Source organism: Bacillus sp. FSL R5-0654 (assembly GCF_038008745.1).
Taxonomy (GTDB): domain Bacteria; phylum Bacillota; class Bacilli; order Bacillales; family Bacillaceae; genus Bacillus; species Bacillus safensis.
On sequence record NZ_JBBOZV010000001.1, the window covers coordinates 2,158,414 to 2,173,094 of the forward strand.

General features: G+C 42.3%; 17 protein-coding genes. 2 read left to right on the plus strand and 15 right to left on the minus strand.

Annotation, left to right across the window (positions count from 1 at the left end; all coding sequences use genetic code 11):
* The first annotated feature begins 35 nt into the window (after positions 1-35).
* Positions 36-1,186, plus strand: a protein-coding gene (locus tag NSS76_RS10805) for an IS3 family transposase (RefSeq protein WP_341082176.1) whose coding sequence is annotated in 2 segments (ribosomal slippage) — positions 36-309 and positions 309-1,186 — 1,152 coding nt in all. Because the reading frame shifts where the segments join, the coding sequence is not laid out codon by codon here.
* A 256-nt stretch (positions 1,187-1,442) separates the two neighbouring features.
* On the opposite strand, the gene NSS76_RS10810 is transcribed toward NSS76_RS10805, so the two are convergent.
* Complete coding sequence (locus NSS76_RS10810; protein ID WP_008359679.1) at positions 1,443-1,880, minus strand: peptidylprolyl isomerase; 438 nt, start codon at positions 1,878-1,880, stop codon at positions 1,443-1,445.
* Between the two features lie 322 nt (positions 1,881-2,202).
* Between NSS76_RS10810 and NSS76_RS10815 the strand changes: the two genes are divergently transcribed.
* Positions 2,203-3,087: a DUF1002 domain-containing protein gene (locus NSS76_RS10815; protein ID WP_024422856.1), complete on the plus strand. Its 885-nt coding sequence runs from the start codon at positions 2,203-2,205 to the stop codon at positions 3,085-3,087.
* Positions 3,088-3,126: 39 nt separating this feature from the next.
* Here the strand turns inward: NSS76_RS10815 and lysA are convergent, their stop codons facing one another.
* The 14 genes from lysA to deoB all read right to left on the minus strand — a co-directional run bounded on the left by lysA (position 3,127) and on the right by deoB (position 14,655).
* Complete coding sequence (gene lysA / locus NSS76_RS10820) at positions 3,127-4,452, minus strand: diaminopimelate decarboxylase (protein ID WP_024428064.1); 1,326 nt, start codon at positions 4,450-4,452, stop codon at positions 3,127-3,129.
* Positions 4,453-4,567: 115 nt separating this feature from the next.
* A complete protein-coding gene (locus NSS76_RS10825; protein ID WP_029708045.1) occupies positions 4,568-6,040 on the minus strand; it encodes a spore germination protein in 1,473 nt (490 codons plus the stop codon).
* The gene (locus tag NSS76_RS10830; protein WP_024422859.1) at positions 5,994-6,602 is read right to left on the minus strand and encodes a stage V sporulation protein AE; all 609 of its coding nucleotides are present in this window, start codon (positions 6,600-6,602) and stop codon (positions 5,994-5,996) included. The genes NSS76_RS10825 and NSS76_RS10830 overlap by 47 nt, the downstream gene beginning before the upstream one ends.
* A gap of 6 nt (positions 6,603-6,608) precedes the next feature.
* On the minus strand, positions 6,609-6,959 hold the full coding sequence (spoVAE, locus tag NSS76_RS10835; RefSeq protein WP_007501045.1) for a stage V sporulation protein AE: 351 nt from the start codon (positions 6,957-6,959) through the stop codon (positions 6,609-6,611).
* Positions 6,959-7,975, minus strand: a complete 1,017-nt coding sequence (gene spoVAD / locus NSS76_RS10840) for a stage V sporulation protein AD (protein WP_024428061.1) — start codon at positions 7,973-7,975, stop codon at positions 6,959-6,961. The genes spoVAE and spoVAD overlap by 1 nt, the downstream gene beginning before the upstream one ends.
* A 12-nt stretch (positions 7,976-7,987) precedes the next feature.
* Positions 7,988-8,440, minus strand: coding sequence for a stage V sporulation protein AC (gene spoVAC, locus NSS76_RS10845; protein ID WP_024422861.1), 453 nt, complete (start codon positions 8,438-8,440; stop codon positions 7,988-7,990).
* A gap of 20 nt (positions 8,441-8,460) precedes the next feature.
* Positions 8,461-8,877 (minus strand): stage V sporulation protein AB, encoded by a 417-nt coding sequence (locus tag NSS76_RS10850; RefSeq protein WP_024422862.1) that lies wholly within the window; start codon positions 8,875-8,877, stop codon positions 8,461-8,463.
* Positions 8,867-9,487: a stage V sporulation protein AA gene (locus tag NSS76_RS10855; protein WP_024422863.1), complete on the minus strand. Its 621-nt coding sequence runs from the start codon at positions 9,485-9,487 to the stop codon at positions 8,867-8,869. The genes NSS76_RS10850 and NSS76_RS10855 overlap by 11 nt, the downstream gene beginning before the upstream one ends.
* A 114-nt stretch (positions 9,488-9,601) precedes the next feature.
* Positions 9,602-10,369 carry an RNA polymerase sporulation sigma factor SigF gene (sigF, locus tag NSS76_RS10860; protein ID WP_024422864.1) on the minus strand — a complete coding sequence of 256 codons (768 nt, stop codon included), beginning with the start codon at positions 10,367-10,369 and terminating at the stop codon, positions 9,602-9,604.
* Positions 10,370-10,382: 13 nt separating this feature from the next.
* Complete coding sequence (gene spoIIAB / locus NSS76_RS10865) at positions 10,383-10,823, minus strand: anti-sigma F factor (RefSeq protein WP_024422865.1); 441 nt, start codon at positions 10,821-10,823, stop codon at positions 10,383-10,385.
* Positions 10,820-11,173, minus strand: a complete 354-nt coding sequence (spoIIAA, locus tag NSS76_RS10870; protein ID WP_024422866.1) for an anti-sigma F factor antagonist — start codon at positions 11,171-11,173, stop codon at positions 10,820-10,822. The genes spoIIAB and spoIIAA overlap by 4 nt, the downstream gene beginning before the upstream one ends.
* Positions 11,174-11,333: 160 nt before the next feature.
* Entirely contained in the window at positions 11,334-12,488 is a 1,155-nt protein-coding gene (locus tag NSS76_RS10875) for a D-alanyl-D-alanine carboxypeptidase family protein (RefSeq protein ID WP_370880883.1), read from the minus strand.
* Between the two features lie 158 nt (positions 12,489-12,646).
* The gene (locus NSS76_RS10880) at positions 12,647-13,459 is read right to left on the minus strand and encodes a purine-nucleoside phosphorylase (protein ID WP_056767204.1); all 813 of its coding nucleotides are present in this window, start codon (positions 13,457-13,459) and stop codon (positions 12,647-12,649) included.
* A gap of 11 nt (positions 13,460-13,470) precedes the next feature.
* The gene (gene deoB, locus NSS76_RS10885) at positions 13,471-14,655 is read right to left on the minus strand and encodes a phosphopentomutase (protein WP_024422869.1); all 1,185 of its coding nucleotides are present in this window, start codon (positions 14,653-14,655) and stop codon (positions 13,471-13,473) included.
* Between the last annotated feature and the right edge of the window lie 26 nt (positions 14,656-14,681).

Here is a 14,681-nt window from a genome sequence, read left to right on the forward strand (position 1 = left end):
TGTGATCCGAAATAAAACATGGAGGTGTTTTTTCTATGGGGACAAGAGTGAGTTATCCGGTTGAAGTCAAACAGAAGGCTGTAGAAATGAGATTGGCAGGCGTATCAATGAAAGAGATCTTGCGGGAATTGAATATCACAAATAAAACGCAGGTTCAGACATGGGTGAGGTGGCATAAGGCTGGGGATACACACCGGTTTGAACAGCCTGTTGGAAAACAATATACCCATAGAAAGGGTCCCGAGTACTCTTCCGAATTAGAGAGACTGCAGGCAGAAAATCGCTATCTGAGTCAACAGAATGAAGTTTTAAAAAAGTACAACGAATTGGAAAGGAAGTTGATAAGGAAACGTCAATCAAACTAGTAGAAGAATTGTGCAAAATGATGACAGTACAGGACATTTGTGTCCATTTAAGCATCTCTCGCGCTTCGTACTATAGATGGAAAAAAGATCTGACTCAGAATCATTCTAAAAAACAACTAGAGAAGCAAATCGGCACGTTGTGCCGAGAGCACAAGTATCGATATGGATACCGAAAAATCACAGCCTTACTAAAAGTGAGAATGCGTATTAACCATAAAACTGTTCAACGTATCATGCAGAAAAACCAGTGGCAGTGCCGGGTTAAAATGAAAAAGCGTAAGAAGAATGGGCAGCCCTATGCCGTGGCCGGTAATATACTGGATCGGAACTTTCAGTCTGATCGTCCTCTTGAAAAACTAGTAACGGACATCACGTATTTGCCTTATGGACAGAAACAATTGTACCTTTCCAGTATATTGGATTTATATAATGGAGAAGTGATTGCGTTTACGATTGGTGATAAGCAGGACACAGACTTTATTTTAAACACACTTGATCAGCTCCCAGCACTGCCTGAAAACTGTGTGTTACATAGCGACCAAGGTTCTGTGTATACATCTTACGAGTATCAGAAAGCTGTTCATATAAAAGGCATTACCATGAGCATGTCCCGTAAAGGGACGCCCGCTGATAATGCCTCCATCGAATCGTTTCATTCCTCGCTAAAGTCTGAAACGTTCTATCTTAACAGCATTGATCGAACTACGACCACCATCGTAGAACGCACTGTCAAAGAATACATTTATTATTATAACAACATTCGTATTCAAACAAAACTAAACAACCAATCACCGATCAACTATCGGCAATTGGCTGTATAAAGGTGTTTTGATCCCTGTCTCAAAAACGGGGGTCAGTCCCATTAAGCGGTGTTTTTTATTGTTGACAAGGGCTAAAATGAACTTGATTTTAGCCCTTTGTCTTCTTTTCAGCGTGTTTGAAAACCTTTGAAGTCTAGGAAGGGCGAGCACTGGAACGGAGCGAATTTAACATTCGTGAGTACCGGAGCGCAGACCTGACACCGAATGCAAGGGTTTGTCTACACGCTGAAACACCGCGATTAAGCGGTGTTTTAGATTAAGCATCTACAACTTCAACTTTTTCCATGCCTTGCCCTTGCTCCATATCAAGTACAGCCTCGATACCAGATGTTACCTTGCCAAAAACAGTGTGAACACCGTTTAAGTGCGGCTGCGGGTCATGTACGATAAAGAATTGGCTGCCGCCTGTGTCTTTACCAGCATGTGCCATTGATAATGAACCTCTTTCGTGCTGATGTGGATTTCCTTCTGTTTCACATTTAATTGTGTAACCAGGACCACCCGTTCCATTACCGTTTGGGTCGCCGCCTTGGCTGACGAAGCCTGGGATCACGCGGTGGAATTTTAATCCATCGTAGAAGCCTTCATTCGCTAATTTTTCAAAGTTTGCTACTGTACCTGGAGCAGCCTCTGGGTAAAGTTCAAACTCAATTTTCTTTCCATTCGTTAATTGTATGTATCCTTTTTTCGCCATTTTTCACATTCTCCTTTCAGGTTAAACAACGCTCATTATAGCACATTTTCGGTGATGTTAAACATCCCCTGCTCTTCGATTGTCATTTACCTCTTAGCTGATGATTGATAAAATAGGGTTGCTTGATTCTTTTTTCCTAATAAAATGATATTTGACTAAATGACATGTCTTCATTTATCGGAACAGGAACACATCTTAAAAAGAAAATTGAAACGTCAAGCCAATTTGTTACGTCTATATGATGGAGTGCACTACTTTACGTGTACTCAAAAGCTAAAGTTTCTCTTGAAAGGGGAACGCTTTCGACTTGAAGGAGGTCAACATGTTTAAAAAAATGATGCTTGGTATGATGGCAGCGCTCCTTTTCCTAATTGGTGCGCCAAAAGTCAGCTTAGCGGATGCAGCTGTCGGCGATGTCATCGTCACACTCGGGCAAGACTTAACACCGGCTGATCGCCAGAAGGTGCTTGACGAGTTGAATCCACCTGAAAATGCGACAAAAATTGAAGTAACCAATAAAGAAGAGCACGAATATTTAGGAAAATACATCCCTCGTTCTTCTATCGGGACGAGAGCATTATCATCTTCATCGATCACCATTGAAAAATCAGGTACAGGTCTCACTGTGGATACACACAACATCAAGACCATTACAGATGAGATGTATTTAAATGCTTTAATGACAGCAGGTGTCAAAGATGCCAAGGTTGTCGTGACTGCTCCATTTGAAGTATCTGGTACAGCCGCACTGACGGGCTTACTAAAAGCGTATGAGGTGTCAAGCGACAAAGCCATTCCAGAAGATGTGAAGCAGGTGGCAAACGAAGAGCTTGTGACAACTTCTAAATTGGGTGACTCTATCGGGAAAGATAACGCTTCTGCCCTTATTGCAAAAATCAAAGATGACATTGCAAAAAACGGTGTCCCTAAAACCACAAAAGAAGTAGAAGAAAAAGTGGATCAGGCTGCTTCTGATTTGAACTTAAATCTGACGCAGGATCAAAAAGATCAGCTTGTCTCGCTATTTGATAAAATGAAAAACATCAATATCGATTGGAATCAAGTAGGATCTCAAATTGATAAAGCAAAAGACAAGATTACTAAATTCATAGAATCGGATGAAGGGAAAAACCTTCTTCAAAAGATTTGGGATTTCTTTGTCTCCATTTGGAATGCGATCGTTTCTGTATTCACTGGAGGAAAATAATTCATGAAAAAAAGCTGCCTGAACTCCAGGCGGCTTTTTTTAAGTAGATGATTTCACTTTTGATTGATACGGTAAATCAAGTTTCACAATGTCCTCATATGTTTCACGCTCAACCACAAGCTGCGCTTCCCCGTCTTCTACAAACACAACAGCTGGGCGCGGGATACGGTTATAGTTGTTTGACATACTATAGCCGTAAGCTCCGGTACAAAAGACAGCTAATAAATCCCCTTGTGATAATTCTGGCAGATCGATATCCCAAATGAGCATATCTCCGCTTTCACAGCATTTCCCGGCAATTGAAACCGTTTGATCATGCGTTTGGCTCATTTTGTTGGCACTTGCGGCTTCATATTTCGCTTGATATAAAGCTGGACGAATGTTATCACTCATTCCGCCATCTATCGCTACATAATCACGGATGCCAGGTACATGTTTTGATGATCCGATCGTATAAAGAGTCGTCCCTGCATCTCCAACAAGAGAACGGCCTGGTTCTATCCAAATCTCTGGCATATCGAACTGGTAGCGGGCCACGTTCTCTTTCACAGCTTGGATAATTTTTTCGACATATTCTGTCGCAGGAAGTGGTTCATCCTCTTCTGTATAACGAATCCCAAAGCCGCCGCCTAAGTTTAATACTGTAGAAATAAAACCAAATGATTCTCTCCATTCATCCAGCTTCAAAAAGATTTTATCGGCTGCAAGGACAAAACCAGCCGTATCAAAAATTTGTGAACCGATATGACAATGAACACCTAAAAGCTCGATCACTTCTGACCCAAGCACTTGTTTCACCGCTTCATCTGCTTGTCCATTGTGAAGATCAAAGCCAAATTTTGAATCCTCTTGACCTGTCGTAATGTAATCATGCGTATGCGCTTCGACACCAGGCGTGATGCGGAGCAATACTTTCACTTTTTTTGACAGCTCTTGACCAAGCTGTTCAATGAGCTTCATTTCATAGAAATTATCCACAACAATACAGCCGATCCCATGCTCTAAAGCCATTTTTAATTCTTCTCTGCTTTTATTATTGCCATGGAAATGAATTTTTTCTACTGGGAATCCAGCGCAAATGGCTGTGTGAAGCTCACCGCCTGATACGACATCAAGAGATAATCCTTCTTCTTTGGCAAGCTGAAACATGGCGATGGAGGAAAATGCTTTACTCGCATATGCTACCTGTGCCGTTAATTCTTCTTCTATAAATGCTTTTTGAAAGCTTTTTGCGCGCTCCCGTATTAAAGCCACATCATATACATAAAGTGGTGTCCCATACGTTTCAGCTAAAGAAACAGCATCAACACCACCAATTTCTAAATGACCGAGTTCATTTTGTCTGCAAGTGCCGTGTAAATACAATGTCATTCCCTCTTTCTCCACTTCGGCTGAAAAAAGGCAGCTGCGTGAGCTGCCTTTTGCCGTGTCTCAAAGTTAAAAATACAATATCACAATCTTCAGCCACTTTCAATGAGCGTTAAGAATTTGGCGGAATTTTTGATCTGTTTTGAGGGTGAACGATGCTCGGCCTTACTTTTGAGCCAGGAACAGACGTCCGAATCAGCACTTGCCACAAAGCCTTTCCATTGAAAGGAATGAACGGCCACATATAAGGCGTCTGTAATGAACGAATGGATGTTAAATAAATGATTAACAACGTAAAACCAATGATGAGTCCATTCAGCTTAAAGATCGCCACTAGTGCTAGGATGATGAGTCTTACAATTTTATTGGCGACACTCAGCTCATAGCTTGGCGTTGTAAAGGTACCGATCGCTGCCAGCGAGACGTATAAGATGACCTCTGGTGTAAATAAACCGACATCAATAGCGATTTGTCCAATTAAAACAGCTGCTATCAACCCCATGGCGGTCGACAATGCGGTTGGCGTATGAATGGCTGCCATCCTTAAAAACTCCACCCCGAAATCAGCAAGAAATACTTGGAGAATGACAGGGATATGAGAAGGTTTGTTAAACCCAATATAGCTTAAATTGTCAGGCAGGAGATTTGGTTCGAGAATAAAAAGAAACCAAATCGGCAAAAGAAAGGTAGAACATAAAATGCCTAAAAAGCGTACCCATCTTAGGAACGTACCAACGGCAGGCGCCTGGCGGTATTCTTCTGCATGCTGAACGTGGTGAAAAATAGTGGTTGGTGTAATGATGACACTAGGGGATGTATCCGTAATGATGATGACATGCCCTTCTAATATGTGGTTAGCAGCGACATCCGGACGCTCGGTGTAACGCACTAGCGGAAAGGGATTATATCCTTGCTTAATTATAAATTCTTCAATCGTTTTATCAGACATCGTCAGCCCATCGACTTTGATTCCTGATACTTCTTTTTCTATAATATCTACTAAGTCAGGGTCTGCAATATCTTCAATATAGCAAACACAAACATCCGCTTTTGAACGTTCGCCTACTTTGAGCATTTTGTATCTCAGCTTTTCATCCCGCACTCTTCTTCGAATAAGTGCTGTATTCACAATAATGTTCTCAACAAATCCGTCCCTTGCTCCCCTGACCACCTTTTCTGTATCCGGCTCCTCAGGCATTCTGCCAGGATAGCTTCTAACATCAATGATAAAGGCGTAGTTTTCACCTTCTACAACGACTGCTACAAGCCCAGACAGTACTTGATCCACTGCTTCATCCAACGTTTCTACCTTGGAGACCTGCTGATTGACGAGGCGGTTCTCGACTACATGTGCAAGATCATCGGATTCAGGTTCGTTGTCATTGATTTCGATTAGCTCTTTTAATAAGTAGATAATATACTGTGTATCACACAATCCGTTTACATAGTAAAGCTGGATTTCCTGATCGTGTATATAAATTTTCCGAACACCAAGGTCAAAGCTGAGACCCATTCCGACATTTTCCTTGAAGTAATCTTCATTTTTCTTCGGGTCTCGGTACACGTTTACCTTGTCTTTCTTCATGGAAACCACTCCTTTCTAATATTAATTCCACTGCTTTCATCGTGATTGGAGATCCCTTGCTCAGATCATCTTTCCGTCCCATCTTGCCAATATCTCCAATACCGACAACTAATGGAAGATTGAGGGAGTCAAGACAATACACTGTATCACCGCTCATTTTATGGGGCTCCATTTCGGGAAGACCGTGTTTGTCGACACCGTATTCTGTCAGTTCACCTTCCCTGTCAATGGAGACATGGACCTTTGTCCATTCGGCTTGGTGCGTTTTGGATGCAACTGCAATCGCTCCAATGACTTCGATTTCAGGGTGGCGCGCCACATGTTTCATCGCTGTCTCGCCTGTTCCTTCACCTGTCAGTCCAGAATCATCGAACATCACAAAGACTGGATCATACGGCGTTTTTAAAATCATCTGAACAAGTTCAGGTCCTGTCCGTTTGCTTGGATTTCCTTTTGAGCTGGAAATACATCGTCCGCCAACGTTTTTAGCGGCAAGCTCAATGGTTTTGGCAGCATATATATCTCCGTCTGTCACTAAAATGACTTTCCGTCTTTGCCCCATATTCGGTTATCCTTTCGGTTTAAAGATAAGTGCGATAATAAATGAAAATAAAATCGCAGCTGATATTCCAGCAGAGGTTAATTCAAAGATACCGATACCGATGCCGATGAATCCGTGCACATCTGCCTGATGCATGGCCCCATGAAGCAAGCTATGACCAAAGCTGACAATTGGTACGGTTGCGCCCGCGCCTGCAAATTCAATAAATTTATCATAAATACCGAATCCGTCTAAAATGGTACCTGCCACAACAAAAGTAGTCATGACATGTGCAGGCGTGAGTTTGAGTACATCTAGCAAAAGCTGGCCAATGACGCAAATAAGTCCGCCTGCCACAAAAGCGATAAGATAATCCATTAGCTCTCTCCTCCTGCACGCTCAAATACGACACCGTGCGCAATGGTTGGAATGGTCTCTTTTTGCTGAACCATCATTGGGCTGAGTAACGCCCCGGTTGCCACAACGAGTACTCTTTGCAGATTCCCTGCTTTCATTTCTTGAAAAATATGACTAAATGTCACAACCGCTGAACAAGCACAGCCGCTGCCTCCAGCGAATACGTTTTGGTCGGGTGTATAGATGATTAAACCGCAATCATCGTGTTTTCGCCCAAGCTGAATGCCTTCTTCTTTCAAGAGATCCTTTAAGATTGGTGAACCAATGCCTGATAAATCTCCAGTTAAAATCAAATCGTAATCATCTACTGTTCTGCCTAAGTCTTCTAAATGCTGCTTGATGGTGTCTGCCGCTGCTGGTGCCATGGCCGATCCCATATCAAATGGATCTGTAATGCCAAGATCCATGACCCTGCCTACCGTTGCGCTCGTAATTTGAATTTGAGAGGGTTCTTGGCTGATAATAACGGCTCCGCCACCAGTTACTGTACTTGTTGCTGTATCTGGCTTTTGTCCCCCGTATTCTGTCGGATTACGAAATTGGCGTTCTGCAGTCGCATTGTGACTGCTTGTTGCTGCGATGGCTCTATTTGCAAAGCCGCCATCAATGAGTGCTGACGCAATGGCGACCGATTCCATTGAAGTCGAGCATGCCCCAAACAAGCAGAGAAACGGGATCTTCAGCTCTCTTGCCACATAGTTTGCTGTGACGTTCTGGTTGAGTAAATCTCCAGCCAGCAAAAGATCAATATCGCTTTTTTGTAAATTTGCTTTTGATAAAGCGGTTGATATCGCATCATCCATGAGCTTCCTTTCAGCCATTTCCCAGTTCTTTTGATCACAGTGCATTTCATCGTACGTTTTATCAATTAAATGACCAATCGGGCCTTCTTTTTCTTTCGGTCCTGCAGCAGTTCCTTCTGCATTGACATAAAGCTTGTGCTCAAATACCCAAGATTGTTTACCTGTTAGTTTCACCTTTCATTCCTCCTACGAAAACATCTTTTCCAAGACGTATCGAATGATCCCTACGACATATGCCGAAACGACACCAAATACAATGACGTTCCCAGCGAGTTTAAACATATTTGTGGCAACACCTAAAACAAGCCCTTCACTTTTATGCTCAAGGGCAGCACTTGTCATACTGTTAGCAAAGCCTGTCACCGGGACAGCTGATCCGGCTCCAGCAAACTGGCCGATTCTATCGTAAATACCGATACCCGTTAATAGAGAAGAAATTAAAATGAGGGTCGCCACTGTCGGGTTCCCTGCTGTCTTTTCGTTAAAATCAAAAAAGTGGATATAGAAATGTTGCAGCCCCTCCCCTATCAGACAGATTAAACCGCCAACTAAAAACGCCTTAATGCAGTTGAGGACATAAGGAGGTTTGGGCTGATACGTTTTCACCTTAGATGGATAGTTCTCTTTTAAACTCGACACGTGTTGTTCCCTCCAATTGATTAAATATAAATAAGCCAATGAAATAGTGAACCAAATACCTTTCCTAAGACGATGGCCATGAGCAGCAAAACAATTTTCCCGTCCATTCCAATTCTTTTCGTTAATATAGGAAGTACATTTAATACTTCAGTGAGTGCAGCTGCAAGCATGCCGACGAAGATGCCTGATAAAAGACCGACCGGCATCGCCAGCCATTTGGTTAAATGAAGATGTATTTGACTTAAGGTGGCCCAGCCGCCAACAACCGCCCCGCTAATAACAGCCGCCTCGTACCCTTGTATGAAGCGCTGCGTTTTGGTTAATTGCATTAAGCGGGGAATGATGCCAAGCACTGTAAGAAAAGCCACAAATCCTGCTCCGACCGTTAAACCGCCGCCAAGTCCAACGAGTACGACAAAAAGCCACTTACCGATCATGGATATCCTTCAATGTTTCTTTATTTTCATTGAGTGCGACATAATGATCGAGATCGAGCTGATATTTAAACATTTCCACTTCGAGCGGACTTGGTTCTTCATTTAAACGCTTTTTAAATACATGATTGAAAAACAAAATCATGCCAAAACCGAGTCCAAAGCTATATGGAATTTGTAATAAATACGGATGCTCAACCGTTTTCCCTGTGATCATTTCATATAGGCGGATATGAACGAGACGCATACTGACATCCTCGTGGAAATTCATAATGGCAAGCGCCGCTCCAACAAATAATAGGAGCCATACAAACACAAATAAAACGGGAGAAAGCTGGCGTTTGCCTGTATCAATTTCAACAATGGCCTCAGAGCCGCCAACGGTTTGAATGTCGATATCTGGCCACGTTTTTTTGATCGTTTTGACGACATGCATGATATCAAGAACGGCGATGTGACGATCCTTTTTGCTGACATGATACACCGGCATTTTACTAAGCTTTTGCACAGCAAACTCATCACCAGTGATTTGGGCGATATCCTCTAAATAAATGAGCTGATCAATACCGGTCTTGATTCGATGGCGCAGCCGAATAAAGATTTGTCCGTCCATCCAAGTCACTTCCTATACGATGGGTTAAAAATAGTATGTGGTGAAAAATGGTTCTCATACTGATAGAACTTGATTTACCGGTAATTACCACACAAAAAAAGCCAGCCGAATTGGCTAGCTGTCTTTTTGATCCATTTGCATTTGGATTTGTTTTAAAATTTTCTTTTCAAGCCGTGAGACTTGTACTTGTGAAATGCCAAGTCTCTCTGCAACCTCAGATTGTGTCTGGTCTTTATAATACCTTAAATACACAATAAGTTTTTCCCGTTCTTCTAATTCCTTGATCGCTTCTTTCAGTGCGATTTTGTCAAACCATCTTTCCTCAGAATGATCGGCAATTTGATCAAGCAATGTAATCGGATCCCCATCATTTTCATACACCGTTTCATGAATGGATGATGGCGAGCGCACTGCTTCTTGGGCGAGAACAACATCCTCTGGTGTGATATCAAGGTATTCGGCAATTTCCTGAACGGTCGGCATTCTTCCATGAGACTTAGACAATTCATCCCTTGCCCGCCGAATTTTATTTCCGAGTTCCTTTAATGAACGGCTGACTTTGACCGTTCCATCATCCCGAATGAATCGCTGAATTTCTCCAATGATCATAGGGACGGCGTACGTTGAAAACTTTACATCATATGACAAATCAAATTTATCAACAGATTTCAGCAGTCCAATACAGCCAATCTGAAATAGATCATCTGGTTCATATCCCCTATTTAAAAAGCGCTGAACAACGGACCAAACAAGACGCATGTTTTTTTCTACGAGGAGGTCTCTTGCTTGCTGATCACCGTCTTGGCTTTTTTTGATGAGCTCTTTGACTTCATCATTTGACAGCTGGGCTTTTTTAGCTTGCTTTTTTACCTCCACATCCATATGAGCAGCTCCTTTAATTACAAAGCGCTTTGCTTTTTGATAGATGCTTTGTTAAACGGATGGTCGTGCCCATTTCTGGAGATGAGTCCACCATGACATCATCCATAAAATTCTCCATGATGGTAAAGCCCATGCCAGAGCGCTCTAAGTCTGGTTTTGTGGTGAAAAGCGGCTGTCTTGCTTCCTCAAGATCGGTAATACCCATACCTTCATCACGGATGGTGAGGTAAACGACATGATCATCTAATGTGACATGGATATGCACCTTGCCATCTGGATTCCCATCATAGCCATGGATGATGGAGTTTGTCACTGCCTCAGATACGACGGTCTTGATTTCTGTTAATTCATCTAAAGTCGGATCAAGCTGAGCGATAAATGCCGCGACTGTCACCCTCGCAAACGATTCATTTTGGCTTAATGCCGAAAAAGTCAGGTTCATTTCATTTCTCATGATGCCACCCCCAATGTTTGCAAAGCCGTTTGTTCTGAAGGCTCCATCCGAATGATTTTAAACAAGCCAGACATATCAAATAACCGGTTCACCGCTGGCGAGATGGCACAGACGACCATTTCCCCGCCAAGCTGCTTAATTTCCTTATATCTTCCTAAAATCACTCCGAGTCCAGAGCTGTCCATAAACGATAAATCAGCTAGATTCAGCACAATGTGGCGAATGTCCTCTGTTTCCAAATAATTCGTCACCTTTTGTCTCAATGTTTCTGCGGAGTGATGATCGAGCTCTCCTGTTAACCGAATGCAAAGTACGCTCTCTTTTACTTGAAAATCAATACCAAGGCTCATTTTTTATTCCTCCTTGCTCTAATTTCGGATAAAGAGTGTTTCTCTTTTATATAAAGTAAATCCTTCACCATGACAAAACTAGTGACCATTCGTCACATTTAGATGTTCTTTTCTTTTCCTCATAGCAAAAAGACTGCCAATTACAGCAGCCTTTCGCCTTTTATTTCCATTTTACGAAATCAGCCATCGCCCGTTTGAAGAAAGTCCAAACGCTTGCCTTTTCCATTCCTTCTTTTGCTTCTACAGGGCTTTCATGCAGCACTTTTCCATCTTTTTTCAAGACGATCGTACCAAGTTCCGTTCCTTTTGAAAATGGAGCCTTGACATCATGAGACAATTTGATTTCTTTTTTGATCTGATCCACATTTTCGCCTTTTTTCGTTAAAAGGGAGATCGGTTCAGAAGTAACGAGCTGAATGTTTTTCTTTTTCCCTTTGCTCACTTTGACCTCCGCCACATCTTGCCCTCTTTTGTAAAGCGGATGAGTCGTATATTGACTAAATGCGTAATCTAACATTTTGACTACCTGAGCGTTTCTGTCTTTCGGCGTGCTTGCGCCAAAGACAACCGCAATGACGCGCATGTTACCTTTTTTAGCAGATGCAGTTAAACAGTATTTCGCTTCACCTGTAAAACCTGTTTTCACCCCATCGACCCCTGGATAAAATTTAATTAGACGGTTTGTGTTGACAAGCCAGAATTTTTTATCTGTGTTTTGCCGGAGATAGTCTTCGTAGACACCTGTGAATTTGGTGATTTGTTCGTATTTCAACAGCTCTTTTGCCATTATTGCCATATCGTGAGCTGTGCTGTAATGGTCTTTTTCAGGAAGTCCTGTTGGGTTTTGAAAGACTGTTGAGGTGAGGCCAAGCTCTTTCGCCCTTTTGTTCATCTGCTCAACGAACTGTTCTTCAGATCCTGCAATATGCTCTGCCATGGCAACTGAAGCATCATTACCTGAAGCAATCGCAATGCCTTTCAGCATTTCTTTCACGGTCATTTCTTCTCCTGGTTCAAGGAAGATTTGCGACCCTCCCATGGACGCTGCATAGTCGCTCGTTCTGACCTTGTCTGTCATTTTTAGTTTACCCTGATCAATGGCTTCCATGATGAGAAGCATCGTCATGATTTTGGTCATACTTGCGGGTGCAAGCTTTTCATCGCTGTTTTTGTTGTAAAGCACCTTTCCCGTGTCACGTTCTATTAAGATCGCTGATTTGGCTTCGTGTGCCAATTCTGATGTTTGTTTTTCTCCTGGTTTTTCAATTTTTTCTTTTGCTATCGCTGATGGTGAAACCATTGAGATAAGGATCATTAAAATAAACAATGCACATATATGACGTTTCAAGTGGCAGACCTCCATTATCGTAATCCTTTCTATTTTTTCCTCATACAGGCTGTTTTATTCAGAGATCGTATGATTACAAATAAAAAAGCCTTCTGCTTGGGTAGCAGAAGGCTTCTGGACACATGCTATGAAAGTTGTTTGACAATGTCTTTTACTAAATCAAGAAAACTTGCTTTCACTTTTTCCGTTACTTCGATCACTTCATCATGAGACAGCGGCTGATCCAAAATACCAGATGCCGCATTGGAAATGCATGAAATGCCAAGCACTTTCATTCCTGCATGACGCGCAACAATAACTTCTGGAACTGTCGACATGCCAACAGCATCTGCTCCAAGTGTTCTTAAGAAACGAACTTCAGCAGGTGTTTCATATGAAGGGCCTGTCATCCCTGCATAAACCCCTTGCTGTACAGATATGCCTAAACGCTGGGCTGTTTCTTCTGCAAGTGCCAGCAATTCTTTATCGTACGGTGCAGACATATCAGGGAAACGAACGCCTTGACTATCATTTGGGCCAATTAATGGATTGGTTCCCATCATATTGATATGATCTGTGATCAGCATGAGATCTCCTGGACGGAATGACGTATTCACACCGCCGGCTGCATTTGTGACAATGCATGTGTCAATGCCAATTTCTTTCATCACACGGACAGGAAACGTCACTTGCTTCATATCATATCCTTCATAGAAATGAAAACGTCCTTGCATCGCGCAAACGACAGTGCCTTTCAGCGTTCCGATCACGAGCTGCCCTGCATGTCCCTCTACTGTTGAAACAGGGAATCCAGGAATATCTTCATATTTTATTTTGATTGGATTTTCAATCTCATCTGCTAAAATGCCAAGCCCTGATCCTAAAATCAATCCAACTGTTGGTACATATGTCGATGCTTGTTTAATGTATGCCGCCGCTTCTGAAAACTGTGCTCCCACGAGATTTCCCCCTATTTAAGTTTAGATAAAAAGCTTGTTCCATATTTTGGCATCGCTATCTTGAAATTATCTGCAACGGTTGCCCCAAGATCAGCAAACGTTTTTGCTGTTGGCAGTTCATTTGCTTCCTGATGCTTTTTGCTGTAAGCAATGAGCGGAACATATTCTCTTGTATGATCTGTTCCGTGATGAACTGGGTCATTACCATGATCTGCTGTGATCACAAGAAGATCATCCTCTTTCAACAGGTCAAATACTTCAGGAAGACGCGCGTCAAATTCCTCTAATGCTTTTCCATAACCCTCTGGATCTCTTCTATGTCCGTAAAGAGCGTCAAAATCAACAAGGTTTAAAAAGCTGAGTCCTGTAAAGTCTGTTTTAAGTGTATCGACCAGCTTGTCCATTCCATCCATGTTTGATTTTGTTCTAAGAGATGATGTGATCCCCTCGCCGTCATAAATATCAGAGATTTTTCCGATCGCAATGACATCGAGTCCATCATCTTTCAGTTCATTCATGACTGTACGGTCAAATGGTTTTAACGCATAGTCATGACGGTTTGGCGTTCTAACAAATGCGCCAGGCTCTCCGACAAACGGACGAGCGATAATCCGTCCAACCATATATTTTTCATCTAATGTAAGTTCACGGGCAATTTCACAAATACGGTAAAGCTCATCTAATGGCACAACTTCTTCGTGCGCAGCAATTTGCAGCACAGAATCCGCAGATGTATAAACGATTAAATCACCTGTTTTCATGTGCTCTTCGCCAAGCTCATCTAAAATTTCCGTACCAGACGCAGGTTTATTTCCAATAATACCTCGGCCTGTTTTTTCTTTTAGTTCATTTAATAGTTCATCTGGGAATCCTTCTGGAAAGACTTTGAACGGTGTGTCTATGTAAAGACCCATGATTTCCCAGTGTCCTGTCATTGTGTCTTTACCGTTTGATGCTTCTTGCATTTTTCCATAGTACGCAAGCGGTTTTTCATCCGCTGGAATTCCTTTGATTTCTTTAATATGACTCAGCCCAAGCTTCGCCATATTCGGCATATGAAGCCCGTTCATTTTTTCAGCAATATGTCCAAGTGTATCTGCACCTACATCATTAAAATCAGCAGCATCTGGTGCTTCCCCAATTCCTACTGAATCCATGACGACGAGGAAAATACGTTTATACTGATAATCAGGCATTAAAAAGCGCCTCCTTCAATATTCTT

Bases quoted from the DNA above. Each gene is read 5' to 3' on its own strand.
- deoB (WP_024422869.1), bottom strand. From the start codon at position 14,655: ATGCCTGATTATCAGTATAAACGTATTTTCCTCGTCGTCATGGATTCA.
- spoIIAA (WP_024422866.1), bottom strand. From the start codon at position 11,173: ATGAGCCTTGGTATTGATTTTCAAGTAAAAGAGAGCGTACTTTGCATT.
- spoIIAB (WP_024422865.1), bottom strand. From the start codon at position 10,823: ATGAGAAATGAAATGAACCTGACTTTTTCGGCATTAAGCCAAAATGAA.
- NSS76_RS10830 (WP_024422859.1), bottom strand. From the start codon at position 6,602: ATGGGGCAAAGACGGAAAGTCATTTTAGTGACAGACGGAGATATATAT.
- NSS76_RS10855 (WP_024422863.1), bottom strand. From the start codon at position 9,487: ATGGACGGACAAATCTTTATTCGGCTGCGCCATCGAATCAAGACCGGT.
- sigF (WP_024422864.1), bottom strand. From the start codon at position 10,369: ATGGATGTGGAGGTAAAAAAGCAAGCTAAAAAAGCCCAGCTGTCAAAT.
- NSS76_RS10875 (WP_370880883.1), bottom strand. From the start codon at position 12,488: ATGATCCTTATCTCAATGGTTTCACCATCAGCGATAGCAAAAGAAAAA.
- spoVAE (WP_007501045.1), bottom strand. From the start codon at position 6,959: ATGGATTATCTTATCGCTTTTGTGGCAGGCGGACTTATTTGCGTCATT.
- NSS76_RS10810 (WP_008359679.1), bottom strand. From the start codon at position 1,880: ATGGCGAAAAAAGGATACATACAATTAACGAATGGAAAGAAAATTGAG.
- NSS76_RS10850 (WP_024422862.1), bottom strand. From the start codon at position 8,877: ATGATCGGTAAGTGGCTTTTTGTCGTACTCGTTGGACTTGGCGGCGGT.
- NSS76_RS10815 (WP_024422856.1), top strand. From the start codon at position 2,203: ATGTTTAAAAAAATGATGCTTGGTATGATGGCAGCGCTCCTTTTCCTA.
- NSS76_RS10825 (WP_029708045.1), bottom strand. From the start codon at position 6,040: ATGAAGAAAGACAAGGTAAACGTGTACCGAGACCCGAAGAAAAATGAA.